The sequence below is a fragment of the Burkholderia sp. FERM BP-3421 genome, assembly GCF_028657905.1.
Lineage (GTDB): Bacteria > Pseudomonadota > Gammaproteobacteria > Burkholderiales > Burkholderiaceae > Burkholderia.
Genome location: NZ_CP117782.1, coordinates 1787480 through 1813411 on the forward strand (window position 1 = coordinate 1787480; position 25932 = coordinate 1813411).

Genomic DNA, 25932 nt, shown 5'->3' on the forward strand with positions numbered 1-25932 from the left:
ACGGGCCAAGGGCGGGCGCGCCGGCCCGCGCCGCCGCGTTACGCGCGCGGCCAGGCGACGCAGGCCGCGTAGCCGTCGGGCGCCTCGAGCCAACCGGCCTCGAAGCCGGCCACGCCGCGCGCGGGCGACGCCGGCTCGACCACGCGCACGGCGGGCCGCGTCGCGTCGTAGGTGGGATCGACGACCGAGAACGCGGTGAGGCCGCCCGCGATGCCGGTGCCGAGCGCCTTGAGCAGCGCCTCCTTCGCGGACCAGACCCGGTAGAACGCCGCCTCGCGCGCGCCTTCCGGGTGCGCCTCGACCCACGCGCCGTCGTCGGCCGCGAACACCGCGGGCCCGAGCGACGCCCAGCCGATGCCCGGGCGATGCCATTCGATATCGACGCCGACCCGCGCCGTGTCGCTCCACGCGATCAGCGCATGCCGGCCCGAATGCGAAACGTTGAAGTCGAACCCCGGCACGCACGCGGCCAGGTCGGGCGCGAGCCCGGGCCGGCCGGCCGCATCGGTGACGAGGCGCACCTCGGCGGGCGCGATGCCGAGCCGCGCGCCGAGCAGGCCGCGCAGCGCCGTGCGGGTCGTCGCGCTGCGCACGCCGTCCTCGGCGCGCAGGAAGCGTCGGGCGCGGGCGCGCTCGTCGCCGCTCAGCACGTCGAATGCCGGCGTGTCGAGCGGCGTGTCGAACGCGAAATCGATGCGCAGCACCCGTACGGCCGCGCGCCGCGCCGCATCGGGTACGCGCACTTCGACAATCCGGCCGGCGGGCGCGCAAGCGGTCGAGAGAACGGCGTCGAGGTCGGCGGGCAGGCTCATGGGTGGCGAGGGCGTGCAATGGAAAAAGGCATCTTAGCGGATGCAGCCGCCGGACGAAGTATCGATTGCCCTAGCTCGCGCGCCGGCCTCGCTCGACGTCGCGATCCCGCCGCCTGGCGCCCCCCTCCGTCGAGGCCGCCGCGAGCCGGCCCGCCCACCGACGCCGGCGACCTCGCCGCGCCCGCCTCCCGTCGACCCAGCGCCCCGGCCCGCACACCGGACATCCCGCGCGGGAAGCGCGTCTCGCCGCCCCCAGCGCACGTCTCGCCGGCCGTTACGCGCGCCGCCCCGCCGCGGATTCGGCCGGACGCCGCACGACCTCGCCCGGCGCCCCGGCCGGCAGCGCGCCGTCCTGCAGCCAATGCAGCGCGAGCGGCCACAGCGTCGCCGCGAAACACGAATGAAAGAATGCGAAGTGACCGATCGCCGGCACACCGATCTCCTGCGGCGCGATCCGCACATGCGTGACCTCGCTGCGTGCGTAATACGCGAGCAGGCGCTCGATCGCCGCGACCGTGCCGAACTCGTCGTCGGCCAGACCGACCGCGAGGATCGGCGCACTCACGCGTGCAAAGCGCGCGACCAGCTCGCGGCGGGTCTCCTGCGTCTCGAACAGCGGCGCGCGCGCGTAGGTGTCCTCGAAGCGCGGCCGGCAGCGGCTCCACGACAGCGCCACGCCCTTGGGCGTGTCCTCCATCCAGCCGAGCCGCTTCGCGGGCACGTAGCCGAGCAGATGCGCGAGCGCCGGCATCGCGAGATACCACTTGAGCAGCATCCCGAACCGGTGCGTCGGCGCGGTGTCGCGCCAGTACGCATACTGCGCGCCGACGGTGAACACGCGGCGCAGCTGCGCGCTCGAGGCCGCGAGGCCGAGCGCGAAGCCGCCGATGCTGTGGCCGACGAGATCGAGCGGCCGGCCGGGAAAGCGCTGCAGCGCGAACTGCAGCACCGCCTCGCAATCGAAGCGCCCCCAGTCGAGCCAGGTCGCATGAAAGCCCGCGAGCCGCGCGGGGCGCGATTCGCCGATGCCGCGATAGTCGTAGACGAGCACGTCGCGGCCCTGGCCGAACAGATAGGCCGCGAACCGGAAGTAGTAGCGGCAGCGCACCGAGGTCGCGCAGTTGATGACCGTGACCGGTCGCCGCGAAGCCGGCGCGCGATGGCGCCACATGAAGCCGCGCACCGGATAGCCGTCCGCCGCGATCGCGACGAACGGCTCGGGCGGCATGGCCTCGGGAAACGGTATCGCCATGGGTTCTCCTGATTCCGGCGGCCGCATCGGCCCCCGCGTTCTCATTCTGTCCTGTCTCGCCATTGCACTTGACGCATGACGATATCTCAACCAATCTTCGGGCTCCGTTCGCATGAGCGTCACGCATGTCAACTCCCCTCGTCCGCCTGCCGCCCCTCGATCTGCTGCGCGGCTTCGTCGCGGTGGGCCGGCGCATGAGCATCACGCTCGCCGCGCAGGACCTGTGCCTGACCCAATCGGCCGTGAGCCGCCAGGTGCACGCGCTCGAGGCGCAGCTCGGCGTCGCGCTGCTGCATCGCGGCTACCGGTCGATCGCGTTCACGCCGGAAGGCGAACGGCTGTTCCACGCCGCCGACGCCGCGCTGCGCCAGCTGCAGGACACCGTGGCGATGCTGCGCGCGCCGCAGGCGCGGCAGCCCGTGACGATCACCGCCAGCATCGGCGTGACCGCGCTGTGGCTGCTGCCGAGGCTCGGCGGGTTCCAGCGGCGCCATCCCGACATCGACCTGCGCGTCGCCGCCAACGACAAGTCGCTCGACCTGCGCGCCGAAGGCATCGACCTCGGCATCCGCTATTGCACCGCGCAGCGCGCGCCGGCGGGCGCGCTGCGCCTGTTCGACGAAACCGTCGTGCCGGTCGCGCATCCGTCGGTCAGCCGCACGGCGCTGTCGAGCGCCCGTGCGCTCGGCGCGCACGTGCTGCTCGAATTCGACGGCCCGCGTCACGCGCAACTGCAATGGACCGATCATCTCGCCGCGATCGGCCTCGCGAACGCGCGGCCCAAGGGCGTGCTGCGCTTCAACCAGTACGATCAGGTGATCCTGGCCGCCGTCGCCGGCCAGGGCATCGCGCTTGGCCGGCTCGCGCTCGTCGGGCCGCTGATCGCCGACGGACGGCTCGCGGTGCTCGGTCGCAGCGCGCCCGAACTCAAGCGCGATTTCGGCTATTGGCTATACGCCGCCGAGCCGTCCCCGCGCGCCAACGTGCTCGCCGTGCGCGACTGGATCCGCGACGAGGCCCGCGCCTACGAGGCCGCGCCCACGCTCGGCTGACGCCGCCGGCGTCAGGCTACCAGTTCTGGTAGTTGCGGTGCTTTTTCCTCCCGCGTGAAATAGGTCGCGATGGAACCGCGAACTCGACCGCGCACCCTTGTCGAGCCGGCCCATCCCAGACATCCGACCGGAGGTCACGCGTGAGTCCGACTGTCCCCCTGCTTCGCATCGAAGCGCTCGCCTGCGGCTATGGCAAGCGCGAAATCCTGCATGGCATCTCCCTCGTGGTCGCGCCCGGCGCGATCGAGGGCCTGCTGGGCCGCACCTCGGCGGGCAAGACCACCCTGCTGATGACGATCGCGGGCCTCGTGAAGGCCTACGACGGCTCGATCCGTTTCGACGGCATGGAACTGGCCGGCCTGAAAAGCCACGAGATCGTCATGCGCGGCGTGGCTTACGTCCCGCAGAAACGTTCGCTGCTGCGCGCGCTGTCGGTTCGCGACGCGCTGATGGCGGGCGCCTGGCGCGACGCCGACCAGGAACGCATCCGTCACGACACCGATTGCCTGCTCGACCGCTTCGCATGCCTGCGCGCACGCGCCGCGCAATGCGTCGCGCTGCTCGACGACCACGAGCAGCAATTGCTCGCGATCGCGCGCGCACTCGTCCAGCGACCGCGCCTGATGCTGCTCGACGAACCCGCGCTCGGCCTCACCGACGCCCATGCGGAACAGATCGCCGCGCTGCTCGCCGAGCTGCGCGCCGAAGGCCTGAGCATCCTGATCGCCGAGCGCGAGCCGCGGCTCGTGCCGCGGCTCGCCACGGGCACCCACACCCTGGTCGAGGGCTGCATCGCCGGCATGCCCGCGCCGGCCCCGCGCGAGGCGCCCCGCCGCCGGGTGCGCCGCCACGTGCTGCCGCAGGAGGAAGCGCTGCCCGCAGCCACCCTCTGACACGCCGTCTCCGGCTCGCGGGGGCCATCGCGCGCGCCGCCGCCGGGCGCGTGCGCCCGCGCATCCGGCCGCCTTCCCGCCTGCTTCCCGCTCGCCGTGTTTCGCATGCGCGCCACGCATGCGAAACGCACCGAGGAATCGATTGAAACACCCCGCCGCGCCGCGTCTAATGGCGACGGCGGCTCCCCTCCGACGGGCCGCCCCCACTCGGAGACGCCTGTCATGCCCTCATCCCGGCCCCCTGTCCGCCATCGCTGGCGCCTCGTGATCGCCGGCGGCCTGGTGATGGGCGCCGCGCTCGGCATCCGCCACGTCCAGGGCCTGTTCCTGCTGCCCGTCACGCTCGAGCGCGGCTGGTCGCGCGAGGCGTTCGGGCTCGCGCTCGCCTTGCAGAACCTGCTCTGGGGCCTCGCGCAACCCTTCACGGGCATGATCGCCGATCGCTTCGGCTCGGCGCGCGTGATCGTCTCCGGCATGATCTGCTACGCGCTCGGCCTTGCACTGATGGCATACGCGAACACCCTGGGCCTGTTCACGCTGGCCAGCGGCGGGCTGATCGGCGTCGCGCTGTCCGGCTCCGCATTCGGCGCCGTCTACGGCGCGCTGAGCCGGCTCTACCCGGGCGAGGAACGCAGCTGGGCGCTCGGCGTCGCCGGCGCGGTCGGCGGCTTCGGCCAGTTCTGCATGGTGCCCGCCGCGCAGGGATTGATCAGCGGCTTCGGGTGGATGACCGCGCTGCTCGCGCTTGCGCTCGCCTGCCTGCTGCTCGCGCCGCTCGGCGGCCTGTTGAACGATGCGCCGGGCGCGGGCGCGCCGACCGCCGACAACGACCAGACGCTGCGCGCCGCCATCCACGAAGCGCTGTCGCATCGCGGCTTCCTGCTGTTGAACCTCGGCTTCGTGGTGTGCGGCTTCCAGCTCGCCTTCATCGGCGCCCATCTTCCCGCCTACCTGTTCGACCAGGGCTTCACCGCGCGCCATGCGAGCATCGCGCTCGCGCTGATCGCGCTCGCCAACGTGGCCGGCACCTATGGATGCGGCTACCTGGGCGGCTTCCTGCGCCGCAAGTACGTGCTCTCCACGCTCTACCTGGTGCGCGCGGGCGTGATCGCGCTGTTCGTCGCGCTGCCGCTCACGCCCGCGAGCCTGTATGTCTTCGCGTGCGCGATCGGCCTGCTGTGGCTCGGCACCGTGCCGCTGACCAATGGCCTCGTCTCGCAGGTGTTCGGCGTGCGCTACATCACCACGCTGTTCGGACTCGTGTTTCTCGGCCATCAACTGGGCGGCTTCCTCGGCGTCTGGCTCGGCGGCATCGTGTTCGACGCGACCCGCTCCTACCTGCCGCTCTGGTACGGCGCGATCGGGCTCGGCCTCGTCGCCGCGCTGCTGCACCTGCCGATCGACGATGCGCGCGTGGCGCGCACACCGCGCGCCGCGCCCGCGCGCGTGCCCGCATGAAGCCGCTGCGCGCGGCCGGTCGCGCGCTCGGCATTGCGGCCGCCCTGGCGCTCGTCGCGCTGTGCTTCGCCGCGTACCTGCGGCCGGACGCGCTGCTGTCGGTCGCCACCGCCCTGAGCTTCTGCGGCTGACGCGCGCTGCGCGGCCGCCCGCCTTGATGCAGATCCGCTCCATGCCGCGCGGCCGCGCGCACGGCCGCCGCGAACGTTAGAATCTCGATTGCGCACCCTGCGCAATCATTCGTTCAAACCACATCCGGCATCCCGGGAGGGCCTTATTTCCATGAAAGCAACGACGTTCGTCGGCACCGCCATCCTTACCCTGTCCGCCCTGCACCTTGGTTCCGCCGCCGCGCAGGAACCGGCCGCCCCCGCGGCGACGGGCGAATCGGCACTCGCCGCGACCGCGCAAAACGTCGTGGACAACGTCAAGCCCCGCCACATGCGCGCGCTGATCGTCGGCATCGACGCGGCGTCGCGCACCCTCACGCTGAAAGGCGCGAAGGACTTCGTCTCGAACGTGGTGGTCGGGCCGGAAGTCCCCGGCTTCGAGAAGCTGAAGGTCGGCGACCGGGTCGACGTGTTCTCCCGCAACGCCCTGCTCGTCACGGCCGACAAGGTCGACGCGTCGGACATCCGCGAAAGCAAGGTCACGCGCTCGCTCACGCCGAAGCCGAGCGGCTTCGACACGACGCGCCAGGTCGAACTGCTCGCCACCGTGACGCGCATCGATCGCAAGGCGCGCGTCGTGACGCTGCGCGGCCCGCAAAACACCGCGTCGTACGAAGTGTCGCCGCAACTCGACCTCGGCGCGCTGAAGGTGGGCGATACGGTGCATGCGGTGTATGTGTCGGCCACCGCCGTCAACGTGACGTCGCAGCCGACCGCGCAGGACTGAACGTGGTGTCCCGCGCCTCGCGCGCGGGCCCCGGCCTGCTCAGCTGAGCAGGCCGAGCATGGCGGCGCGCACGACTGCGGCCGTCTTGTTCGCGGTCTTCAACTTGACGATCGCGTTCTTCACGTGGAAGTTCACGGTATCCACCGAGATCGCGAGAATCTTCGAGATTTCGCCGGAAGTCTTGCCGTCGGCGGCCCACTTGAGCACCTCCACCTCCCGCTCGGTCAAGCCGCGCTCCGGGTCCGCCATCAGCTTCGGCAGCATCCTGCGGCCCAGCGCATGATGCGCGGTGCTGACGAGCCAACGCATGCGCGGTTCCTTGCTCTCGAGTTCGTCGGCCGTCAACGGCGCCGAGGAACGGACCATCACCAGCATGCCCATCACGCCGTAGGCGTCGCAGTTCGATTGCGCCCAGCCGAAACGCAACCCGAACGACTGCGCCTCGATCCACAGCTGATGCGCGGGCGCGAACAGCTCGTCGCTCCAGATGATGGGCGCCTGCGAACGCCGGCCATGCGCGACGATCGGATCGATATCGAGAAAGCCCGCTTCAAGGTAGCGACGCTGCCAGGGCTCCGGGTAGTTGCTGCGCATCACGATCCGGGGACGAGACAGCGGCCAGGGCACGCGCAGCCCATACGCGCAGTACTCGAAGCCGAGGTCGGCCGCGGCGGCCTCGACCTTCGCGAATACATCGTCCTCGGACCGTGCGCGATCCAGCCCCGATAGCACGTTCTCTGCCCAGTTCATCATGTAGGCCCTCTTCGGATCTGTGTGCCGGACTTGCCGCCCCCCACGCCCCAGATGAGCGCACGAACCCGGGCCGCCCGTTTTTTTTGAGGTTATTAAACCCGTCTATTCAAATCAGGAATCATTAAACATTAAGCCCGTGACGAAATCAATTGCAACCATCCCGAATCCGTCATTGGCGCAATGAATAAGTAAAGTTCAGTCTCAACAGCGACCTCGATTATTCAACCCGCAATCCACGAATTTCACAAATAAATCAATATGATGCCGGCCGTTACGATACCGCGCACAATTCAGGGCACGCTGACATTACGCAAACGTTCTCAACATTCTTGACGAAATGAAAGAATTCAATCCTCAAGGATAAATTTACCTGCGATAGCAGATTGCCAATTTTCTTGCTTTTGAAATCAGAAAAGAATTGACGAAATTCCCTTGCTTAACAAATGAATATAATTAAATGCACAATGAAAGGCGTGGGGAGTCGAGCGTGCGCGCACGCCGGACGAGGACGGCGCGGGTCGCGCGGCGAACGGCGGGAAACGAGGCGGAAGGAATCGCGCCGGATGCAGGAAGGGCGCGGGTAAAACGGTGCGCCAAGCATCGGCGCGGCAGACACGCACAGGCGCCTGCCGCCGGAAAACGTCAGAGCCGGCCGGGCAGCTCCGCGACGCTCGCCAGTTGCGCAAGCAAGGTCAGGATCGACACGCCGACCTCGCAGCCCGACGTATCGAGCACCATCTCGGGCGCCGCCGGCGCCTCGTACGGGCCCGACACGCCCGTGAATTGCGGCAGCTTGCCGCGCTCCGCGAGCGCGTACATGCCCTTCGGATCGCGTGCTCGGCACACGGCTGCCGGCGTGGAGACGAAGGTCTCGAAGAAACCCTTGCCGATGATCGAACGCGCGAGGTCGCGCTGCGCCTGCAGCGGCGAGATGGTCGCGACGATGACGAGATAGCCTTCGTACTGGAACAGCTTCGCGATATGCGCGAAGCGGCGGATATTCTCCATGCGGTCGGCATCGGAAAAACCGAGATCGGCGCACAGGCCGGCGCGCAGGGTGTCGCCGTCCAGCACGATGGCCTTCACGCCGCGGGCCAGCAGCAGGTTCAGCAAGGCGTTCGCGGTCGTGGTCTTGCCTGCGCCGGGCAAGCCTGTCATCCATACGACCGGAGCAACGGCCTCCGGTGGATATCCACCCTTCATATCCATTTCAAATCCCTCTCAAGATCCTGATATCGAGGGGAGTCTAGCCGCTAGACGAATAAACAAAAATGCATGAATTTTTACAAAATATTCTCAAGAAATATGCTAAAGCGGAAACCGAGCACAACGCTGCATCGGTTTGGGCACAATGCCGCACGGGCGAACTCAACCGCGCGTGACCTGCTCCAGCGCCGCGAGCGCCCGAGCGCGCGCGGCGTCGTGCTCGACGATCGGCAGCGGATAATCCGCGCCAAGCCGCACCCCGGCCGCCGCCAACTGTTCGGGCCGCGCCCGCCAGGGCGCATGGATCACGCCGGCCGGCAGGCGCGCGAGCGCCGGCACCCAGCGCCGGACGTAGTCGCCGTCGGGATCGAACTTCTGCCCCTGCAGGACCGGATTGAAGATTCGGAAGTATGGCGCGGCGTCGGCGCCGCAGCCCGCCACCCATTGCCAGTTCGCCGCGTTGCTCGCGGGATCCGCGTCGACCAGCGTGTCCCAGAACCAGGCCTCGCCGTCACGCCAGTCGAGCAGCAGATGCTTGACGAGAAACGACGCCGCCACCATCCGCACCCGGTTGTGCATCCAGCCCGTCGCCCACAGCTCCCGCATGCCCGCATCGACCAACGGATAACCGGTCATGCCGCGCTGCCACGCCGCCAGCGCCGCCGGATCGCGGCGCCAGGGCATTGCGTCGAACTGGCGGCGGACATTACAAACCGATAAGTCCGGTAACGCATACAACATGCCGTAACAAAATTCCCGCCAGCCGAGCTCGCTCAAAAACTTGTCGAGATCCGCGAGCGCGGCGGCGCCCTGCTCGTGCGCCGCCGCCTGCGCCACATGCCAGATCTGGCGCGCGGACAACTGGCCGAAGCGGAGATACGGCGACAGTCGGCTCGTCGCCGGCTGATCCGGCCGATCGCGGGCATCCGTGTAGCCGCGCAGGCGCCGAGCCAGGAATTCGCGCAGGACGTCCAGCGCGTCGTCCTCGCCGCAACGCCAGGCGTCGCGCAGGCCGCCCGACCAATCCGGGCGGACTGGCAACAGGCCCAGTTCAGGGAGCGCCGCGCGGCGCGCCGCGAGCGCGGGCGGCAGCGGAAGGAATCTCGGCGACTCCGGCTCCGGCAGCGGCGGCGCAACCTCGCGGCCGGCGCGCGCCGCGCGCCAGTACGCGGTAAATACCTGGTAGGGCTTGCCTGCACCGGTCAGGACCTCCCAGGGCTCGTTGAGCAGCGCCGCGTTGCCGCTCTCCGCGACGATCCCACGCGCCTTCAAGGCTGCCTTGAGGCCGCTGTCGAGCGTGCGATGCCCCAGCGCGTAGCGACGGTTCCAATACACCGCGCCCGCGCCGAGTTCGACCGCCAGCCCCTCGATGGTGGCGGCCTCGTCGCCTCGCAGCAGCACGAGTTCACCGCCGCGCGCGCGCAACGCGCGATCGAGCGACGCCAGCGCGCCATGCAGCCACCACCGCGCCGCGCCGCCGAGCGACCGGCCCGCCCCCGCCGGATCGCTGACGAACACGCACACGAGCGGACGACCGGACGCCGCCGCGCGATACAGCGCGGGCTGGTCGATCAGGCGCAGATCATCGCGAAACCAAACGATGGCGGGAGCATCAGGGTTGGACACGGCGGGACACCTCGAAGCGGACGTTCTGGCAGGGGCGGTCATTGTCGCGTGGGGAGATCGCGTTGTCGATGCAAAGGGCGGGCAGCCTCCCCGATCGTTGCGTGAGCACCCGACTCCCTCCTCGTTCCACTCCACCCGTCCGGCTGCACGGCATCCGCTCCGGGCTCGAACCAACCGTCGCCTCCGTGCCGCGTTTCAATCGCCGCGCCAGGCGAGCCGCATCGCATCGCGACGGACAGCGCCCCGTTTGGAGTCGTACACCTAACCGGGGATTTGGCGAAGCCCGGGCGCAGCACATATAAATCAGGCCATCGGGGCGCGCGCGAGGCGGCCAAACCACAACAAGGAGGGAGACCATGTCGACACCCGCACCGGCATCCGTGCCGTGGACCGACGGCAAGCGCTACTGGTGGCTGCTCGGCGCCTTGACCGTCACGCTGCCGATCGCCTCCGCGCAACTCGCGCTCGCGACCGGCTGGCATATTTTCTGGTGGTTCGGGCCGCTATTCGCGTTCGGCGTGATTCCGCTCCTCGACATCCTGATCGGCGACGACCGGGACAATCCGCCCGAGGCCATCGTGCCCGCGCTCGAGCAGCAGCGTTACTACCGCTACGTGGTGTACCTCGCGACCTTCGTCGAATACGTCGTGTTCGCGGGCGCGATGTGGGTGGTCGTCACGCAGACGCTGACCTGGTATGACTACCTCGGCTTCGCGCTGTCGCTGGGCGTGGCGACCGGCGCCTCGATCAACACCGCCCACGAGCTCGGCCACAAGACCAGCCGCTTCGAGCGCTGGCTGGCCAGGATCACGCTCGCGCCCGTCGCCTATGGTCATTTCTATGTCGAGCACAATCGCGGCCATCATGTGCGCGTCGCGACGCCCGCCGATCCGGCCAGCGCGCGCTACGGCGAATCATTCTGGGCGTTCCTGCCGCGCACCGTGACGGGCAGCATCGCCTCCGCGTGGCGGCTCGAACGCCAGCGCCTCGCGCGCGGCGGACACAGCGTCTGGTCGTGGCGCAACGAGGTACTGCAGGCGTGGGCGATGACGGCCGTGCTGTGGGGCGTCGCGATCGCGTGGTGCGGCGCGATCGTCGTGCCCTTCCTGCTGATCCAGGCGGTGTACGGCGCGTCGCTGCTCGAGGTGGTCAACTACGTCGAGCACTACGGGCTCGGCCGCAAGCAACTGCCGAACGGGCGCTACGAGCGATGCGCGCCGCAGCACTCGTGGAACAGCAACCATGTCGTGACAAACCTGTTTCTCTATCAGTTGCAGCGGCACGCGGATCACCATGCCAACCCCACCCGCTCGTATCAGGCGCTGCGTCACTTCGACGACGCGCCGCAGCTGCCCGTCGGCTATGCGGCGATGATCCTGCTCGCGTATGTGCCGCCGCTGTGGTTCCACGTGATGAACCCGCGGGTGGTCGCGCATTACGGGGATCGGTTCGCGCAGTCGAACATCAAGCCGTCGATTCGGGAGAAGGTGCTCGCGCAGGTGGCGGCGGGACGGCGTTAGGCGGGGCTAAGCGTTACGCATCGCCCGCCCTGAAAGACAAAACCCCCGCAAATCGGCGATTCGCGGGGGTTTCGGTATTCTGGCGGAGAGAGGGTCCGCCATAATTAGATTCCGTTAGACGTCTAAAGATTTCTCGCCTCCCTTTTCTAACAAGGGTTCCGAGAAACACCTTGTCTACCCAAACCTTCGGATGTACCCTCCAATCGTTGCGTTTATGGCGGGTAGCATGGTGGGTTTACTGGGAACAAGAAAATGCCAAAAGTAGCAAAAGAACTTGGCGCATTAGCGGTGTCTCGGATAACCAAGCCGGGAATGCATCCGGTTGGAAAAATTGCGGGTCTCTACCTCCAGGTCACCGAGTCTGGATCGCGATCATGGATCTTGCGGGTTAAGGTTGGCGACAAACGCCGGGAGATCGGACTCGGGCCGTACCCCGCGGTCGCGCTGAAAGACGCGCACGCAAAAGCGCAAGCGGAGCGCGACAAAATCAGCTCTGGCGTCGATCCCGTACTGGAGCGACGCGCTGCCGAAAGCGCATTAAAGGCTGCGCAAGCCTCGGAAATCACCTTTGCTGAGGCGGCCAAGCAGTTCATCAATTCCCGCGCGCACGGCTGGAAGAACGCCAAGCATGGCGACCAGTGGCGCAATACCTTGTCCCAGTACGCCGAGCCGATTCTCGGCAAGATGTTTGTCCGGCACATCACCCGCGAACACGTTCTGCAGGTGCTCGAGCCGATCTGGACGATAAAGACGGAAACCGCGTCGCGAGTGCGCGGGCGCATTGAGAATGTGCTTGATTGGGCGCGGGTGAAGGGCTATCGGTCGGGCGAGAATCCGGCTCTCTGGCGCGGCAATCTGGACCACCTCCTCGCCGCGCCTGCCGACGTCAAACCAGTGAAGCATCACGCTGCAATTCCCTATCGCGAAATCGGCGATTTCATAACCTCGTTGAAGGCTGTCGACGGGATTGGCGCCCGCTGCCTCGAATTCGCAATATTGACTGTCTCCCGATCTGGCGAAGCGCGCGGGGCGCGCTGGCCTGAAATCGACTTCGATTCGGGCGTGTGGCGCGTTCCGGCTGATCGGATGAAGGAAAAGAAGGAACATCGCGTTCCGCTGTCGACTGTGGCGATGGAACTGCTGCGCGCGCTTCCCTGCACGGACAAGGAGGGGCTGATCTTTCCGAGTCCACGCGGCAAGGTGCTGAGTGATATGACGCCCCTGATGGCCGTACGTCGACTTGGCGTCCAAGCCACCGCGCATGGAATGCGATCCACCTTCAAGGACTGGGCGAGCGACGTCACAAATCATCCGCGCGAACTGATCGAAGTGGCGCTGGCCCACATACCGGGCGATTCGAGCGAGATGGCGTACTGGCGCAGCGACGTGCTCGAGCGGCGCCGGCAGCTCATGGAAGACTGGGCTCAGTTTATCTCACGCCCGTTCAAGAGCGGCACCGTGGTACCGCTACAACGGCAAGCCTGATTGATCAAACCGTGCCTAGCCCGACGGGGCGAAAACCGGGTTCCCTTGCCCGGCTGGCGCGGTTTCCCAACAAGGACTGCGTAAAGGGATGCAGATGCGAAATGAAGACGAAACTGATCGCATTGCGGACGCGATCGAAGCGCCGGACGTGGGCGACACTGAAGCCGCCAAGAAAAAGGCCGGAGAGATCTTGACCAGGGCTCGCGCAACGGTCGAGGAGATCGCTTGGGCATGGGTCACCCTGCGCGATCTCGATGCTGGCAACGGAATCACATCCGGAGAGGCACGGTATAGAAAAATTCTGTTTGCTCAGGAGGAGATCGAGAAGCTGGGCCTTTTGAAGACCAACGAGGCTGGTTTCCCCGTGCGCAAATATAACGGCGTCGCGGTGTCGGGAATGAATGACGGTGCAATCGTACGGGGCTTGGTGTCGATCCCTGCCGTTCGCGATGCATTCACGGCCAGTGGCGTTTCATGGCCCGGAGTCGCCATGGCATCCGTCCTATGGCAGACAGTACCGATGGGAAACGATACGAGTGCTTACCGCTTTGCCTACCTCATCAAGAGGGCAATCACAAATCTGCAGCGGAGCGAAATCTCCGTCGACAAAAATTCCATATGGGACGAACTCGTACGTCTGGCGAATGACGAAGCTGGGGTGTTCCTGTCCGCGGCGGACAATGTCATTTACTATCGTAGTGACGACGATGGGAACAAAAATAAAAAATACAAGAGGGAAGCATTCACGAAATACTGGTCCCGGAACAAGTCAAAATATGGGTTCTGATGTAGCTGGCTGGACACACTTAGACACACGTGGACAGCCTCGGACAAATCATAGGACAGAGGCGCGAGCAAAAATAATCTACTGACAAGCCGCAACGAAATGCGGTGAAACCTGATTAGACGAGGTTTAAATGTCAGCAGTTGCCGCAGTCTCGCCGCGGGCGCTTCGCCCCGCAAAGGCCGCCGAAAAACTCGGTATCGGTCTCTCCACGCTCTGGGCCAAAGCTAAAAACCAATCCGACTTCCCCAAGCCGGTAAAGATCGGCCCGAGCACAACAATTTTCCTGGAACACGAACTCGACGCGTACATCGCAACGTGCGCCGCGGCCCGCAAATAAGGAGCCGCGCGCATGACCACCAACGCAAACGAAAAGGGCCGCAACTCCGGCAAGAGCGCGACCCGCAAGACCACCAAAGCCAATGATAGAGACATGTCGGCCGCTGCGCAATGTAAGCGCGTGCTCGAATATCTCAAGGCCGATGGTCAGACTACCTACAGCCTGCGCGCGAAAGGCATCAGCCACCCCGCGCAGCGCGTCAAAGAGCTTATTCAGCTTGGTTATCGCATCTACTCGCACCGCGTCACGGCGGTAGACAGCGACGGCTTCGCGCATGCCAACGTCGCCCGCTACAGCCTGATCGACCGCGAGCTGGATCTCGTCGACTTGATGGAGGCCGCGTGATGTATGGCCAAATCGAAGCGACACAGTTCTTCCAGTCGCGATCACGGCGGATTCTCGGCGATACCCTGGATGGTGCTGGACAGTCCGGCGTATCTGGGGCTGTCGCATCCGGCCGCGCGACTGCTGCTGGAAATGGCGCGTCAGTACCACGGGGACGACAACGGGAGAATGATCGCCACCTTGGCGCACCTAAAGCCAAGGGGATGGACGTCCTACGACACGATCCAGCGGGCCAAGCAGGAGCTTCTGAGTGCCGGCCTGATCTACGAGACCGTCAAGGGTCACAGACCGCACCGGGCGAGCTGGTACGCACTGACGTGGTTAAACCTGGACAAGCTCGACGGGTACGACCAGGGAGCAGCCGCCGGCTTTGTGCGGAGTGCCTATCTGAAAACGCAGCCCCTACACCGTGTGACGGTGTAGGCAGACCGTCTATTGCACCGGGAGACGGTGTAGAGGCCCTTTCTACTACACCGGGAGACGGTGCAATAGAGCCCATTTTCTGGCTTCTCTCTACACCGCCAGACGGTGACCCTCTAGAGAAGCCATCTGATGGTGACGTTTCGATGGGGGACCGGCAATGAGCGATGTTCAAGACGTCCGCATGTGGGCAGCGATCGAGGGGACACTGTCGAGCGAGCCACATCGGGCCCGGACCGGGTTCACGCTGCGCGCCAAGCTAATCGCGCAGGATGCCAAAGGTGAGTGGATTCGCGTGCGCCTCGTCATTCGCCGCGGTGACGCATACAAATGCATGAATGGACTCACGGCGGGCGTCCGCGTCCGGGTGATCGGCCAACTTGCCTTGGCGGATGCTGATGGCGACGGCGGCGAGACGAAATGCCATCTCTGGATGGACGTGGATAGTGCCGTGCGGCTGGAAGGCGCCGAACGCACCAAGCACTCAGTTTTCAAGCGCCTTATCAAACCGTTTAAATTTTGGAGCACTAAATGAATCAAAAATCTTACTGGCAGATCCGCGACGTGGGCGGACGCATCCTTGCTGATCATCTGGCGTGGTCGATGGTCTCGGACGTGCTGGCGACGTTCCAGCATCACAACATCCAAGTGACCCTGCACCAGATGCAGGCGGAGGTCTGATATGCAAGAACCGGCAATTTTCCGAATCGTGGACAACGCGGGAACCGTGCACCACACGCGTTTGACGTCAGCGCAGGCCGACGCCTTCATGACGGTCATGGTCGGCGGCGGCCAATTCCCCGGCCTGCGCAGCGAACGAATGGACGCATCGCCGTCTGCCAATGCGGACACCGGGACGCCCGTCCTTGCGGCTGCATTCGCGGCGGAGCAGGCGATTTCCAAGGCATTGGCGACGGTAGAACAGGGCGCGGAACGTGAGGTTCTACGGGAGGCGATCGAGGCACATCGAAAGGCGTCTAATTGCCTGGCACACGCCGGCCAGGTCGTAGAGCGGGCCAAGGCGTTTGTGGATGCCCGCAAGCTTGAGCTCGACGTCCTGACGGCTGCGCGCGATAACGAGATCGAGGCGAGCGGCGCAAATCTGGCTGAGATGCTGAAGACGGGAGGCCCGGTCCTTGAGGCGTACCGGTGCGTTGATAGCCGGGCCGTGGCGAACGCCGAGCGGGCGCATCAGGAAGCCGGCGCCGCGCTCGACCACCTGAAGGCGGAGCAGCAGGCGGCCGACACAGCATACAGGTCTGCAGAGAGCGCCGTGCGGCTCGCCATCATGGCTGTGAAGCGTGCCGACGTTGCGGCGATGGTGGACCGTCTGAAAGACGTCCGCGCTGAGTTCATCGCTCTGGCAACCGCGATCGACGCCGCACGATTCGCAGAGGTCCCGATGACGATCGAGGCGCAGAACGCCATGCGCTTCGAGATTCAGCCGCCGGACGCTGCAGTCTCGGCATGGCACCGCTACAGCGCCGCGCTGCGCGAAGACCCGGCCGCGACATGGGAGGCGCAGCAATGACCTTCACGACCGACGCTAAACCGTGCGGCTGCTCGCGACGTCCGAAAGCACCGAAGTGCGAGAAATGCACTCCGCGCCAGCGACGCACCGCTGATCGCGCCGCTAAGACGCCGCTGCACATCAACGTCGACGAGATCCTGACGATGATGCGCGCGCACTTGCGAACCAAGGGAAGGCGTTAGGAATGTCCAGGCGGATTAGTCGGTGAGTGCCGCCACTCCAGAAAACCCCGACAGCCGGCGGGCGTCACCACCGACGCCGCGGCCGGCACTAATTTCATCAAAGGATATGAGATGACTAATTTTCTGCAGACGGGCGTCGGTATCACAGCATCAATCGGCGGCGAGCTGGTAAGCGCCTTTTTCAGCCCTAAGCGTTCGATTACTTCGTCGATCGCCTCGTTCCAGGCCTACGTGACGCTCGAGGAGCGCCATCATGACGAAGTGGTTATAACTGACCATCCGGTCGAGCAAGGCGCTTCGATTTCCGACCACGCGTACAAGAAGCCGGCGGAAGTCACGTTGACGCTGGCCTGGTCAAACAGCAGCCTCAGTTCAATCACATCGCTGCAGTTCGGCAGCTACAGCCAGTTTGTGTACAAGAACCTGCTCACCTTGCAGGCTTCCCGCACGCCGTTTGATTTGTCGACCGGTAAGCGCAGGTACACAAACATGCTCATCCAGTCCATCAGCGTTACGACTGATGCCAAGACGGAAAACAGTCTAATCGCGACGATCCACTGCAGGGAGGTAATCATCGTCCAAACCCAAACGACGCAGCTTCAGCCGGCGGAAAACATGGCAAGCCCGCAGAAGACGGCGGCGATCGCCAATACGGGGGTGAAGCAGCCTCAGGCGACGAACGCCAGCATCATCTGGCACGGCGCTCATGCGATCACGGGGCAAAGCCAATGAGCAAACACACGAAAAACGGGCAGTCCGACGCCGGCACTGATTCTACCGATAGCGTTAGTTCAGAAGCGCTTGCAAAGGCAAAGAAACGTGGCGCCATTACGGCCGATCTGATGACCCGTCCGTCGTTCATGGCAGCCCACACGAGTATGAGCTTTATCCCCGACTCGATGAAGGTGTACGGCCCGGCGAACATGGTCAGCATGTACGAGGAGGTCCATGCCGCCGTGAAGAAGGTAGTCGACGGCGATATGACCGGCCCGGAAGCCTTGCTGATTGCTCAGGCGATGTCGCTGAACTCGATATACAACGAGTGCGCCCAGCTTGCCGGATTGAACATCGCGACGCGCCTTCCCCAAGCCGAGACCCTGATGCGAATGGCTCTGAAGGCCCAAGCCCAATGCACCCAGACCCTACGCGTGCTGGGCGAACTGAAGAACCCTAAAGCCGTCGCCTTCATCAAACAGCAGAACAATGCAGCCGGCAATCAGCAGGTCAACAACGGGCCGGTGACGCAGGGCACGCACGCGCACGCGAGCGAGGAAAAGGTAACCACGACGAACGAACTATTAACCGACGAACGGGAGGCGCAAGATGCCGCGACGCTGGACACCGGAGCAACGGGCCGAGCAGGCCGCGAAAATCAGCCGCTGGAAGCCGTGGGAGAGGTCGACGGGGCCGACCTCTAAGGACGGCAAGGCAGCAGCCTCTCAGAACGCCCTGAAGCACGGCATGAGGGGCGCGGCATGGATCGAGAGGCGCCGACAGCTTGCCGAGCTGTTGAGGGACGCGCGGGCGATGCTGAAAAGCTTTCGTTAACCCGCGCAGTTTCCGAACGCGCCGACCCGCTGGAGGCCCTGCCCGCAACGGGCAAGGGCTCGACGCTCCTTCCATTTCTTAACGATTTCCCCGCGGATGGAATCCGATTCCACGACGCGCGCAAAAACGATTGTTGCAAATCGAGCAACAAGGAAACGACTGGTGGCCACTATGGTAGCCACGGAAAACGAGGTTAGTTTCCACGATGGTTTCCACGGTTTCGGGCCGTTTGGAAACCATCGGTACGCAGGCCGGTACGCACGGAAAGCGCCCATTTACGTTGATCCAGCGTGGATGGAATCGGACCGTCCATCAAAGCACAAATCGCCCGCAAACCCTTGTCAGACGGCGAGTCTAGTTGGATGGTGCTTTGATGGTTTCTTGCGCGCTTCAACGTGGCAGACAGGGTTTCCTGAGTCCGCGGAACGACCAGCACACCGGCCCCTGCGGCGGTGAGGAGTCCTACGCGGCGCGTTGCTGTGGTCGTCACCAACGACCGCACCTCACCGCGTAGACACTGACACGTGTCGCAAAATCAGTCGTCATCGAACGTCGTGGGCGGATCGATGTTCCGCCGTTCATCCTTATGGGGCGCAGTGCTTCCAGCTATCCGGTCAAAAGACCCACCATCACGCCCGCCAAACGGACGCGTGCGGACGCTTCGTTTCCCAGACGAACTCAAACAGCGATTCTCCTACTCAAGCTGAGACTTTAGACCACTAGCGGCAGCAAACGCACAAAGAAACACTCAGCCCGCGAATAGCTGTTGCGCGAGCTTTCTATGACCACCAGTCCATCAGCGGGCATCGATGCAGCCGTGCTGAATTTTGATCTGATGCCCGATTCGGCATACTTGCCGCGGCGCATTCTGGCCGCACTCTTGGGCTGCTCTGAGCAGACAATCAACCGCCGCATTGCAGACGGCGCACTCCCCCCTCCCGTTGGCATTTTAGGCCTGCAGCGCTACCAGGTGAGCACGATTCGCGAGATTCTGGCGGGCCGCGACCTCATCGCGCTTGACGACCCGGCTGGCGGCTTTGATGTGCCGCTGACCGATGCCAATTACAGGGAGGAAAACCATGTCTAATGACTTCCTGCCTTTTGCAGTTGGCGGTGCGGCGAACGTCGAAACCCAGTCGGACTATGTTGCGGACGCTACTACTCGCCAGACGGGCTTCCAGTCAGGCGTCGCAAACTCGGCAAAGTTGAACAAGGTATGGCGCCAGAGCTCGATCATGGCCGCCGTGCTTGGTCAATTCGCCGCGGATTACTCGGGCAACAATTCGACCGACGACGGCACGACAACGACGCTCGAGGCGAACCTGGTTGCGGCCATCCGCAATGCAACGAAAACTGGCGTAATCCTCGCCGACACTGGCGCGGCAAATGCCTATGCAGCAGTCAATGCGCCTCCACTCATCGCCGGAACATGGGTCGATGGCGTCGTGCAGCAGATCAGGATCGCTCACGCCAACACGGGCGCATCGACCTACGCTCCAGACGGCCTGACGGCGATTCCGATCTACGGTCTAGGACTTCAGCCGCTGCAAAGTGGCGAGCTTGTACTGAACGGTATCGCCATTCTCGTCAGGATGACCATCCCCGGCGTGAATAGCGGCAACCCGATTGCTGTGCTCATGGAGTGCGCAGGAGGAGCGCAGCAAGTCGCTCCGGCCACCGCCTCGCAGCATGCGATTCAACTTGGTCAAGCCACAAACACAAGTTCTCCACTTGCACTAGCTACACTTGCCGCAACGGTCGCAAATCAAGCGGTCAATTTAGGACAATTTTCATCGTCGCAAGCAGCCAATGGATATTTCAAACTCCCAAATGGGGTAATAATTCAATGGTGCATAGGAACAACGAGCGGCGGAGGTGCGACGCTGACATATCCTATCGCTTTTCCGAATGGGGTGCTCGCAGCAGTTCCGATTTTTTATGCAGCAAGCGGCGCAGCAAATTCATTGGCAATAAATACGCCATCCAAAACTGCTGCATTAGTTAATGCCGTTAATTCTAGTGGAAGTGGGGTATCTGGAATTACTGTTGGATGTATCGTAATCGGAAATTAAGGACAAATCATGGGGCAAAAATTTGCTGCGTTCGGTGCCACTGGTGCGATCATCACCTTCTATGACAGTGATGACAGTCCGGTTCCGAGTGGGGTTGCGGTTATAGAAATCACGGATCAACAATGGCAATCTTGCCTCGAAAATCCGGGCTATACAGTAAGTGATGGCGCTTTGGTCCCCCCCGCACCACCCACTACTGCGGAAGTAGCTGCACAAGAATTGCTGTTGTCAGCGCAATCCATGTTTAGTGCTGGAATTGCTATTTCCAGCACATCTACTCCTGCACTCAATGGGACATATGCATGTGATCAACTCTCGCAGATGGACATCATCGCAATCGAGACAAGCATCAATGCAGGCAAAGGCTTTCCTGGCGGCGCCACGACGTTCAACTATCCGGACGTAAGCGGCGTGATGCACGCGTTCAGCGAGGCAAATTTCACGAACTTTGCCGCCGCGGTACGCAATTACGTCTATGCGCTGAAGTCAGTCATCGCGGGCGTGTCCACCACCCTTCCCAGTTCCACTGCGGAAATTGCCTGATTACCAGATAACGCGCGCCACTGAAGCGGCGCGCGTTCTTCGAATGGAGTTGATATGAATCCCTGCACAAAAAAGCTAAGCGTTAGCAGCATCAATCCGGATGCGCTGTAGAAGTTGTCGCCGATCGTTGCCTTTCTTCACCTCGGCCAGCAACGCGGTGTTCATATAAGCGCCTGAGGCAACCAGCCCAAACGTTCCGCGGTACATGAGGAAGGTTCCGACCAACCCCAAAACCGCGCTGGCGATATTCAATGTTTTGCTGATATTCATGGATTGTTCGAAGGTTCAGACGCACACAGCCGCAGTCTCTTTTCCCACATCTCCGTGACTGATCGCACGATCCCGGCGAGCGGCCGCGCTTTGCCGTCGTCGAAGGTCACTATCACCCAAGACGCTTCGTTGAACACGCCGGTTCCAAACGGAACGCCAAAGAACCCAGGTGGCCGCGTTAATTGCTCCGCCGTCGATATTTGCCGAGGAGCTGCCTTCTTCGGAACCGATAGCCGCGCGTGCTTTGAGGCATCAGCAATGTCATGGATTAGCGTGAAGTCCGGACATGCATCGCCGAGTTCCTGACGAAGCTTGTCGAGGCGCGCGTTCATTATTTGCCGATCATTGCCGTCATAGCCTTCCAGCGCGGCATGGTCTGCCATGTGATACAGCACGATCGCCGCCAGACGACCCCTGCGGATGTTCTGGACGTCGGTCATAAATTCATCGACGGTCGGCTTCACGGTCGACGCGAAGAATTGTGCCGGAGACATCCGCTCTATTTTGCGCATCGTTGATCAGCGCTTTGTGCGCTTCTTTTCCCGCTCATCTAGCGCCCGAACGACCTTGCCCGCGACAGTATCGGCGAAGAGGTCGAGCGTGTATTCGTCGACCACTGGCGACTTCCCTGCACCGGCGTTCGTAACGCTTTCCTCAAGACGCTTCACTACCTCTGCATTGAGTGAGCGGTTGTTTTCTTGCGCAGCAGCGGTGAGAACGTCTTTCAGCTCGGCCGGCAGGCGCAATTTCATCTGGGGATCTTCACGAGTCATGGGTTGATTATGATGAACCACGGTGGTATTGACAATAGGACCACGGTGGTTCATTATGGTTTCAACGAAGTGCAGCGATGTGCACGCGTGTTCAAACCGGACCAGAGGGGATCGAAATGAACCAGCCTGAAATCACCAAGCCTTCCATGTCGTTCTGTGCAGCAGCCGGTGCTGAGGCCGCACGCCGTTGGCTGCTCTGCCCGAGCGCCAGCATGGCCGATTACCGCGATGGCGCACTGGCCGACTTGCTAGCCGCATGTGATGAGCCGCAGCACGCCGACGAGCGCACTCGGCAGTTTCGTGACGGCTTTGCGGCGCGTATCGCGAAGGAGATCGCCGATCGCTCGTCGGACGTCCACTATCGGGCGCGAAAGGCTTTGCTGACGCCGCGCCGTACCGCCCGCATCCGCGGACGCCGAAAGCCTGCACCGCCCCAACTGCCGACGCTCCTTGCGATTGCGAATAGAGGCGTACTGTAGGCATTGCGCCAACGTTGGCGCCCTTAGAAACGTGATAGGAGTCTTGTTATGAGCACCTCTGCAAAGGGTGAGCTTCCGCTCGTCCGTACCTCCTCCGCATCCAACGAAATCGCTCCGGAACAGTCGTCCGAGGCCTCCGCACGTCCGCTCGACATCGGCGAGCTGACCATCATCCTGCGCCCGATGGACATGTCGATGTCCCAATACATCGGCACCCGTATGCAACTCGAAGCCGAAGGCGTTATCCCGGCCGGAACGAAATGGCCGGACGGGTATCGGGATCTTATCTGGGTAGCCGATGGCCTCAGATTCCATCTGAGACGCGAGCGGCCAGAGGGCGCGAAAGGTTCTCGCCGAGATTTCATCGACTGTGACAACTGGGTTCTGCGTATGCAACGGCCCGGTTCAAACTGGCCCGACGACTGTCTCAAACTCCAGGCGGAGAAGCTGAGGCAGATGCTTTACGCGCAGTCTGATGAAGGGCGCGCAGCGTGGAATCGCCGCTACAAACTGTATTTCGCTGCCGGTGACGACGAGAAGTTCCAAGCATTCAAAGCACTAATCCCCAGTCTCATCCCGCCGCCCCGTAAGCCGCGCGGCCGCCGTCCGAATGAAGGCGAATTCTGATGACCGAACAACCGTATGTTCCGAATACTCTCTTTTCAGAGGTGAGCCATGTCTAAGGTAGAAGTGATCGAGGCAAACGAAAACAAGCTCGCGAACGCGCTGCAGCTCGTTGACTGCATTGCCCAGAAAGGGTTGTCAGAAATCATCTCGATTTGCAGCATTTCGCTTGCAGCAATGACGAACCCTGATTTCTGGAGCAAAACCGACGATATCGCGACAATCATGCACTCGATCAGTGCACGAGCCGGTGACTTGATGAACACGATCAACTGCGAAGCGGAAGAACACGGTTGCAATTGGGCAGATCACGAACAAAACCGCGCGCGCCATGATGCTCACGAGTCGTATGTGAAAGATCGCGCAGCCTTCCTTCAACAGGTAAGGGGGCGTCATGACTAACGCAGCCATTGTTAAATTCAAAGATTATGGCGGTGGAATGCGTGAGGCGACCAAGCGCATCAAGTGGTCTGCCTCGAGTAGCGCGCCATGCACGCCAGAAGATCTTCCTTTCACCGCCCGAGATGAAAATGGGCACATGGTGTGGTGGAGCGTCGTCCCTCCGAACACTGACTATTGCGCCGTTCATCATACGTTGGGGCGCGCGTATGCGTTTGAGCTGCTTGATCTATTAAACAATCCAGAGGGCGAATTCAATGAGCACATCCTGAGCTTTATTACCGGAAACATGCTCAGAAGCGTGCAACGTTCTGGTGATTGGCGAGAGGCCACAATGGTAGAGGGCTTTTTCGCGGTGGTCAGCGAATATATCAGTACCGGCCAAGTAAGCCGGTAATCGAGCCATGCAAGAAGAACAACATCTCATCCGCGATCGTGCTTATGGTGTTTGGCATCGGCCGCGGTCCATTGGTCGCTTCCTCGGCCGTCGTCGGTCGCAATCATTGACGATGGCTGACCTTGATAGCGTCTTGTTCGTCGAGTACGGGTATTCCGGCAAGTTGCCGCTGGCGCTCGTTGAAGTCGCCCAAGACATCGGCCAAGAGAAGCCTACCGGCGTGATTCGCGAGCTGGCTCGGATGGCAAACCTGCCAGCGTTCGTGGCGCTATACACGCCCGCATCTCGAGCCAATCCTGTTAGCCCGGCATGGCATGACATCGAGCAATTTCGCGTGAAACGCGTCTGGCCCAGGCCCGAGCCAGACTGGCGAAACCTGTCTCCGGCCGAATGGGCGAATGCCCTTGTGCAGATCCGTGATTGGCAGTTGCGGCGGTACTCGTCGCGACCGGCGGCGAACGATAAAACCTACTGACTTCCGCTTCGAGGGGGCGACGTATGAGCCGGTCGAAGCGGTTCAAGGCCGATGCAAAACGACGCGACGGCTCGACGTTTGCCGCGCTGCCAATGGTCGTTTTAGAGAGCCAGGGCTACATCAACCTCAGCGTGTACGCTCGCGCCTTGCTGCTTGAGTTCTGTCGAGAATTCAACGGTCGCAACAATGGCCGTCTGTGCTGCATCTGGGACCAGTTGAAGCTGCGCGGCTGGAACTCGCCAAATACCGTCACGAAAGCCAAGGCCGAGTTGATCGACAACGGCCTGATCTGGGAATCGCGCAAAGGTGCTTTTCCGAACCGGACTGCATGGTATGCGCTTACTTGGCGCGACCTGGATGTCACCGAGGATCTGGATGCGTCAGCTGCGGCATTTCCACGGCGAGCCTACCTGGCCGTTGAGCCGATTGCGCGCACGAAGAAGACAGTCGGTCGCAATAAGGTCGAGACGCCTATTACATTGCGTGTAGCTAAGGCAGCTTGAACAGATACATGCGATGTAACGGGCGATTCGTTTCCAGATACATGCCATGTATCTATTGGAGCCCGTTTCGACGATCCTAGTTACATGGCATGTACTTCTCTAAGAGTTACCATCTGTTTTCGGCATCGCCCCAGTCGATACCAATTCATCAGCCGTTGTCGTTTTGACAACCGGGATTGTTGATTCGACAAACGCTCAGCCCCGTCGAAACCTGTTCATGCATTCGCGAATCCTCGCGAACGTTCTGTGCGTGGTCGTAGAGGAGTTAGGATAACCTCGACGCAACCTCACCCGCCCCCTTTGGAGGCCCTTGCAAGCCCCTGCTGCCGTTGGGACGGATCGAACGCGTTCCGAACGCGTTCCGAACGCGTTCTCAATGAATCCAGGCCGGACGCTCCGTACCAGGCAGCAGGGCTTTTCACCAAGGACGCAAGCGCTTGTCCAACGGGACAGATGCAGGCGGCCCATGGGACGCGGGCTCTGGCATGGGAGGCTTCACCGAACGCGGTCTTTGGTGAAGGGTTTGATGAATCCCGTCGAGCCCCTTCGATGACGACTTGATATCGGGTCGATATCGTGCGGGTAACGTTTCTGAAACGGTTGAGTAACGCCGCTAGCGCCGGTCCCGAATCGGGACAGAGATCCCATATCAGGACTTGGTGTTAGCAACGCGAGGGGACGAGACGCAACGCTGTGCAACGCGACTACGCGTCTGGATCTTCGGAGATCTTCTCCAAATGGTAGCCGCGGATATTTCCGCCCCCTGTAATGTAGACGGAAAAGCGACTGACTGAGGTCGCGTTTTTGGCGGCGGCCTTTGCTTTGTCCATTGCCGCAGTCCGAGCGGCTTTGCCGTCGTCTGCCGTCACATCGATCGTATATTCGCCGGGCGGCAGCTTGAACTTGTCACCGTCTATGCTTTCGTAAAAGCGCCGATAGCCGCGCGCGTACATCTGCTCATGCAGCGTCGCGTATTCTTCGGCATCCGGAGAGTGTTCTTTGGCGCGCTCGTCGTCTTTGTGCAGAACGACTCTGGCAGTCAGCGTGTAGCTCGGCATTTCGTGCCCCCTGTGGCAGAAATACGACGTTTGTGATTTAGGTGGGTGCTTTGGCGGGTAGATACGAAAAACGGGCCGAGAGGCCCGTTCTTACTAGTGTCCTGGCGGAGAGAGGGGGATTCGAACCCCCGATAGGCGATTAACCTATACACGCTTTCCAGGCGTGCGACTTAAACCACTCATCCATCTCTCCAGCAAGAGCGAGAGTATAGCAAACTCCCGGCCCCTTTCACCA

At 62.9% G+C, this 25932-nt stretch carries 34 protein-coding genes and 1 tRNA gene; 25 read left to right on the plus strand and 10 right to left on the minus strand.

The genetic code is table 11. The annotated features are described in order from the left end of the window. Positions 1-38: 38 nt before the first annotated feature. Positions 39-812 carry a 4'-phosphopantetheinyl transferase family protein gene (locus tag Bsp3421_RS23855; protein ID WP_274003970.1) on the minus strand — a complete coding sequence of 258 codons (774 nt, stop codon included), beginning with the start codon at positions 810-812 and terminating at the stop codon, positions 39-41. A gap of 274 nt (positions 813-1086) precedes the next feature. After that, positions 1087-2064 (minus strand): alpha/beta hydrolase family protein, encoded by a 978-nt coding sequence (locus Bsp3421_RS23860; RefSeq protein ID WP_274003971.1) that lies wholly within the window; start codon positions 2062-2064, stop codon positions 1087-1089. 125 nt (positions 2065-2189) lie between these two features. Here Bsp3421_RS23860 and Bsp3421_RS23865 point away from each other — a divergent pair, with 125 nt between their 5' ends. From Bsp3421_RS23865 to Bsp3421_RS23885, 5 genes are all read left to right on the plus strand, one after another. Then, positions 2190-3116 carry a LysR substrate-binding domain-containing protein gene (locus Bsp3421_RS23865; RefSeq protein WP_274003973.1) on the plus strand — a complete coding sequence of 309 codons (927 nt, stop codon included), beginning with the start codon at positions 2190-2192 and terminating at the stop codon, positions 3114-3116. Positions 3117-3256: 140 nt separating this feature from the next. Beyond that, positions 3257-4009 carry an ABC transporter ATP-binding protein gene (locus tag Bsp3421_RS23870; protein ID WP_274003975.1) on the plus strand — a complete coding sequence of 251 codons (753 nt, stop codon included), beginning with the start codon at positions 3257-3259 and terminating at the stop codon, positions 4007-4009. A gap of 222 nt (positions 4010-4231) precedes the next feature. Then, positions 4232-5467 carry an MFS transporter gene (locus Bsp3421_RS23875; RefSeq protein ID WP_274003977.1) on the plus strand — a complete coding sequence of 412 codons (1236 nt, stop codon included), beginning with the start codon at positions 4232-4234 and terminating at the stop codon, positions 5465-5467. Next, positions 5464-5598: a hypothetical protein gene (locus Bsp3421_RS23880; RefSeq protein WP_274003979.1), complete on the plus strand. Its 135-nt coding sequence runs from the start codon at positions 5464-5466 to the stop codon at positions 5596-5598. The genes Bsp3421_RS23875 and Bsp3421_RS23880 overlap by 4 nt, the downstream gene beginning before the upstream one ends. Positions 5599-5749: 151 nt before the next feature. Then, positions 5750-6364: a hypothetical protein gene (locus Bsp3421_RS23885; RefSeq protein ID WP_274003981.1), complete on the plus strand. Its 615-nt coding sequence runs from the start codon at positions 5750-5752 to the stop codon at positions 6362-6364. A gap of 39 nt (positions 6365-6403) precedes the next feature. Here the strand turns inward: Bsp3421_RS23885 and Bsp3421_RS23890 are convergent, their stop codons facing one another. From Bsp3421_RS23890 to Bsp3421_RS23900, 3 genes are all read right to left on the minus strand, one after another. Further along, positions 6404-7117: an autoinducer binding domain-containing protein gene (locus Bsp3421_RS23890; protein WP_274003982.1), complete on the minus strand. Its 714-nt coding sequence runs from the start codon at positions 7115-7117 to the stop codon at positions 6404-6406. Between the two features lie 642 nt (positions 7118-7759). Then, on the minus strand, positions 7760-8326 hold the full coding sequence (cysC, locus tag Bsp3421_RS23895; protein ID WP_274003984.1) for an adenylyl-sulfate kinase: 567 nt from the start codon (positions 8324-8326) through the stop codon (positions 7760-7762). 159 nt (positions 8327-8485) lie between these two features. Beyond that, positions 8486-9991: a cryptochrome/photolyase family protein gene (locus Bsp3421_RS23900; RefSeq protein WP_274003986.1), complete on the minus strand. Its 1506-nt coding sequence runs from the start codon at positions 9989-9991 to the stop codon at positions 8486-8488. A 314-nt stretch (positions 9992-10305) separates the two neighbouring features. Here Bsp3421_RS23900 and Bsp3421_RS23905 point away from each other — a divergent pair, with 314 nt between their 5' ends. The 14 genes from Bsp3421_RS23905 (at position 10306) to Bsp3421_RS23970 (ending at position 20719) form a co-directional block, all read left to right on the plus strand. Next, positions 10306-11469, plus strand: a complete 1164-nt coding sequence (locus Bsp3421_RS23905) for an alkane 1-monooxygenase (RefSeq protein ID WP_274003988.1) — start codon at positions 10306-10308, stop codon at positions 11467-11469. A gap of 252 nt (positions 11470-11721) precedes the next feature. Beyond that, complete coding sequence (locus Bsp3421_RS23910) at positions 11722-12954, plus strand: tyrosine-type recombinase/integrase (RefSeq protein WP_274004006.1); 1233 nt, start codon at positions 11722-11724, stop codon at positions 12952-12954. An 88-nt stretch (positions 12955-13042) separates the two neighbouring features. Beyond that, complete coding sequence (locus Bsp3421_RS23915) at positions 13043-13741, plus strand: hypothetical protein (RefSeq protein ID WP_274004008.1); 699 nt, start codon at positions 13043-13045, stop codon at positions 13739-13741. Positions 13742-13871: 130 nt separating this feature from the next. Continuing rightward, positions 13872-14078, plus strand: a complete 207-nt coding sequence (locus tag Bsp3421_RS23920) for a helix-turn-helix transcriptional regulator (protein WP_274004009.1) — start codon at positions 13872-13874, stop codon at positions 14076-14078. A 12-nt stretch (positions 14079-14090) separates the two neighbouring features. Further along, the gene (locus tag Bsp3421_RS23925) at positions 14091-14423 is read left to right on the plus strand and encodes a helix-turn-helix domain-containing protein (protein WP_274004012.1); all 333 of its coding nucleotides are present in this window, start codon (positions 14091-14093) and stop codon (positions 14421-14423) included. Between the two features lie 3 nt (positions 14424-14426). Then, entirely contained in the window at positions 14427-14846 is a 420-nt protein-coding gene (locus Bsp3421_RS23930; RefSeq protein WP_274004014.1) for a hypothetical protein, read from the plus strand. Positions 14847-15003: 157 nt separating this feature from the next. Then, on the plus strand, positions 15004-15378 hold the full coding sequence (locus Bsp3421_RS23935; RefSeq protein WP_274004016.1) for a hypothetical protein: 375 nt from the start codon (positions 15004-15006) through the stop codon (positions 15376-15378). Then, complete coding sequence (locus Bsp3421_RS23940) at positions 15375-15524, plus strand: hypothetical protein (RefSeq protein ID WP_274004017.1); 150 nt, start codon at positions 15375-15377, stop codon at positions 15522-15524. The genes Bsp3421_RS23935 and Bsp3421_RS23940 overlap by 4 nt, the downstream gene beginning before the upstream one ends. A 1-nt stretch (position 15525) precedes the next feature. Continuing rightward, positions 15526-16374 carry a hypothetical protein gene (locus tag Bsp3421_RS23945; protein WP_274004018.1) on the plus strand — a complete coding sequence of 283 codons (849 nt, stop codon included), beginning with the start codon at positions 15526-15528 and terminating at the stop codon, positions 16372-16374. A 293-nt stretch (positions 16375-16667) separates the two neighbouring features. Further along, a complete protein-coding gene (locus tag Bsp3421_RS23950; protein WP_274004019.1) occupies positions 16668-17288 on the plus strand; it encodes a phage baseplate protein in 621 nt (206 codons plus the stop codon). Next, the gene (locus Bsp3421_RS23955) at positions 17285-17974 is read left to right on the plus strand and encodes a hypothetical protein (RefSeq protein ID WP_274004020.1); all 690 of its coding nucleotides are present in this window, start codon (positions 17285-17287) and stop codon (positions 17972-17974) included. The genes Bsp3421_RS23950 and Bsp3421_RS23955 overlap by 4 nt, the downstream gene beginning before the upstream one ends. 911 nt (positions 17975-18885) lie before the next feature. Beyond that, the gene (locus Bsp3421_RS23960) at positions 18886-19191 is read left to right on the plus strand and encodes a helix-turn-helix transcriptional regulator (protein WP_274004023.1); all 306 of its coding nucleotides are present in this window, start codon (positions 18886-18888) and stop codon (positions 19189-19191) included. Next, positions 19184-20176, plus strand: coding sequence for a gp53-like domain-containing protein (locus tag Bsp3421_RS23965; RefSeq protein WP_274004024.1), 993 nt, complete (start codon positions 19184-19186; stop codon positions 20174-20176). Before Bsp3421_RS23960 ends, Bsp3421_RS23965 begins: the two co-directional genes overlap by 8 nt. 9 nt (positions 20177-20185) lie before the next feature. Further along, a complete protein-coding gene (locus Bsp3421_RS23970) occupies positions 20186-20719 on the plus strand; it encodes a hypothetical protein (RefSeq protein ID WP_274004026.1) in 534 nt (177 codons plus the stop codon). 75 nt (positions 20720-20794) lie between these two features. Here the strand turns inward: Bsp3421_RS23970 and Bsp3421_RS23975 are convergent, their stop codons facing one another. Genes Bsp3421_RS23975 through Bsp3421_RS23985 form a run of 3 tightly spaced genes read right to left on the minus strand, consistent with a single transcriptional unit; the run spans position 20795 to position 21816 of the window. After that, on the minus strand, positions 20795-20989 hold the full coding sequence (locus Bsp3421_RS23975) for a hypothetical protein (RefSeq protein WP_274004028.1): 195 nt from the start codon (positions 20987-20989) through the stop codon (positions 20795-20797). Beyond that, complete coding sequence (locus Bsp3421_RS23980; protein ID WP_274004030.1) at positions 20986-21501, minus strand: hypothetical protein; 516 nt, start codon at positions 21499-21501, stop codon at positions 20986-20988. Before Bsp3421_RS23980 ends, Bsp3421_RS23975 begins: the two co-directional genes overlap by 4 nt. Positions 21502-21507: 6 nt before the next feature. Then, positions 21508-21816 (minus strand): Arc family DNA-binding protein, encoded by a 309-nt coding sequence (locus Bsp3421_RS23985; RefSeq protein ID WP_274004031.1) that lies wholly within the window; start codon positions 21814-21816, stop codon positions 21508-21510. Between the two features lie 62 nt (positions 21817-21878). On the opposite strand from Bsp3421_RS23985, the gene Bsp3421_RS23990 reads away from it, so the two are divergent. Genes Bsp3421_RS23990 through Bsp3421_RS24015 form a run of 6 tightly spaced genes read left to right on the plus strand, consistent with a single transcriptional unit; the run spans position 21879 to position 24639 of the window. Beyond that, on the plus strand, positions 21879-22241 hold the full coding sequence (locus Bsp3421_RS23990) for a hypothetical protein (RefSeq protein WP_274004034.1): 363 nt from the start codon (positions 21879-21881) through the stop codon (positions 22239-22241). A 48-nt stretch (positions 22242-22289) separates the two neighbouring features. Next, on the plus strand, positions 22290-22868 hold the full coding sequence (locus Bsp3421_RS23995) for a hypothetical protein (RefSeq protein ID WP_274004035.1): 579 nt from the start codon (positions 22290-22292) through the stop codon (positions 22866-22868). Between the two features lie 48 nt (positions 22869-22916). Further along, complete coding sequence (locus Bsp3421_RS24000) at positions 22917-23267, plus strand: hypothetical protein (RefSeq protein ID WP_274004038.1); 351 nt, start codon at positions 22917-22919, stop codon at positions 23265-23267. Next, on the plus strand, positions 23260-23661 hold the full coding sequence (locus Bsp3421_RS24005; RefSeq protein ID WP_274004039.1) for a hypothetical protein: 402 nt from the start codon (positions 23260-23262) through the stop codon (positions 23659-23661). Before Bsp3421_RS24000 ends, Bsp3421_RS24005 begins: the two co-directional genes overlap by 8 nt. A 7-nt stretch (positions 23662-23668) precedes the next feature. Continuing rightward, entirely contained in the window at positions 23669-24136 is a 468-nt protein-coding gene (locus Bsp3421_RS24010; protein WP_274004041.1) for a hypothetical protein, read from the plus strand. Positions 24137-24159: 23 nt separating this feature from the next. Beyond that, on the plus strand, positions 24160-24639 hold the full coding sequence (locus Bsp3421_RS24015) for a hypothetical protein (RefSeq protein WP_274004043.1): 480 nt from the start codon (positions 24160-24162) through the stop codon (positions 24637-24639). Between the two features lie 704 nt (positions 24640-25343). Here the strand turns inward: Bsp3421_RS24015 and Bsp3421_RS24020 are convergent. Beyond that, positions 25344-25697, minus strand: a complete 354-nt coding sequence (locus Bsp3421_RS24020; protein ID WP_274004045.1) for a hypothetical protein — start codon at positions 25695-25697, stop codon at positions 25344-25346. Between the two features lie 102 nt (positions 25698-25799). Continuing rightward, positions 25800-25890 (minus strand) — tRNA-Ser (locus Bsp3421_RS24025). Positions 25891-25932: the final 42 nt, after the last annotated feature.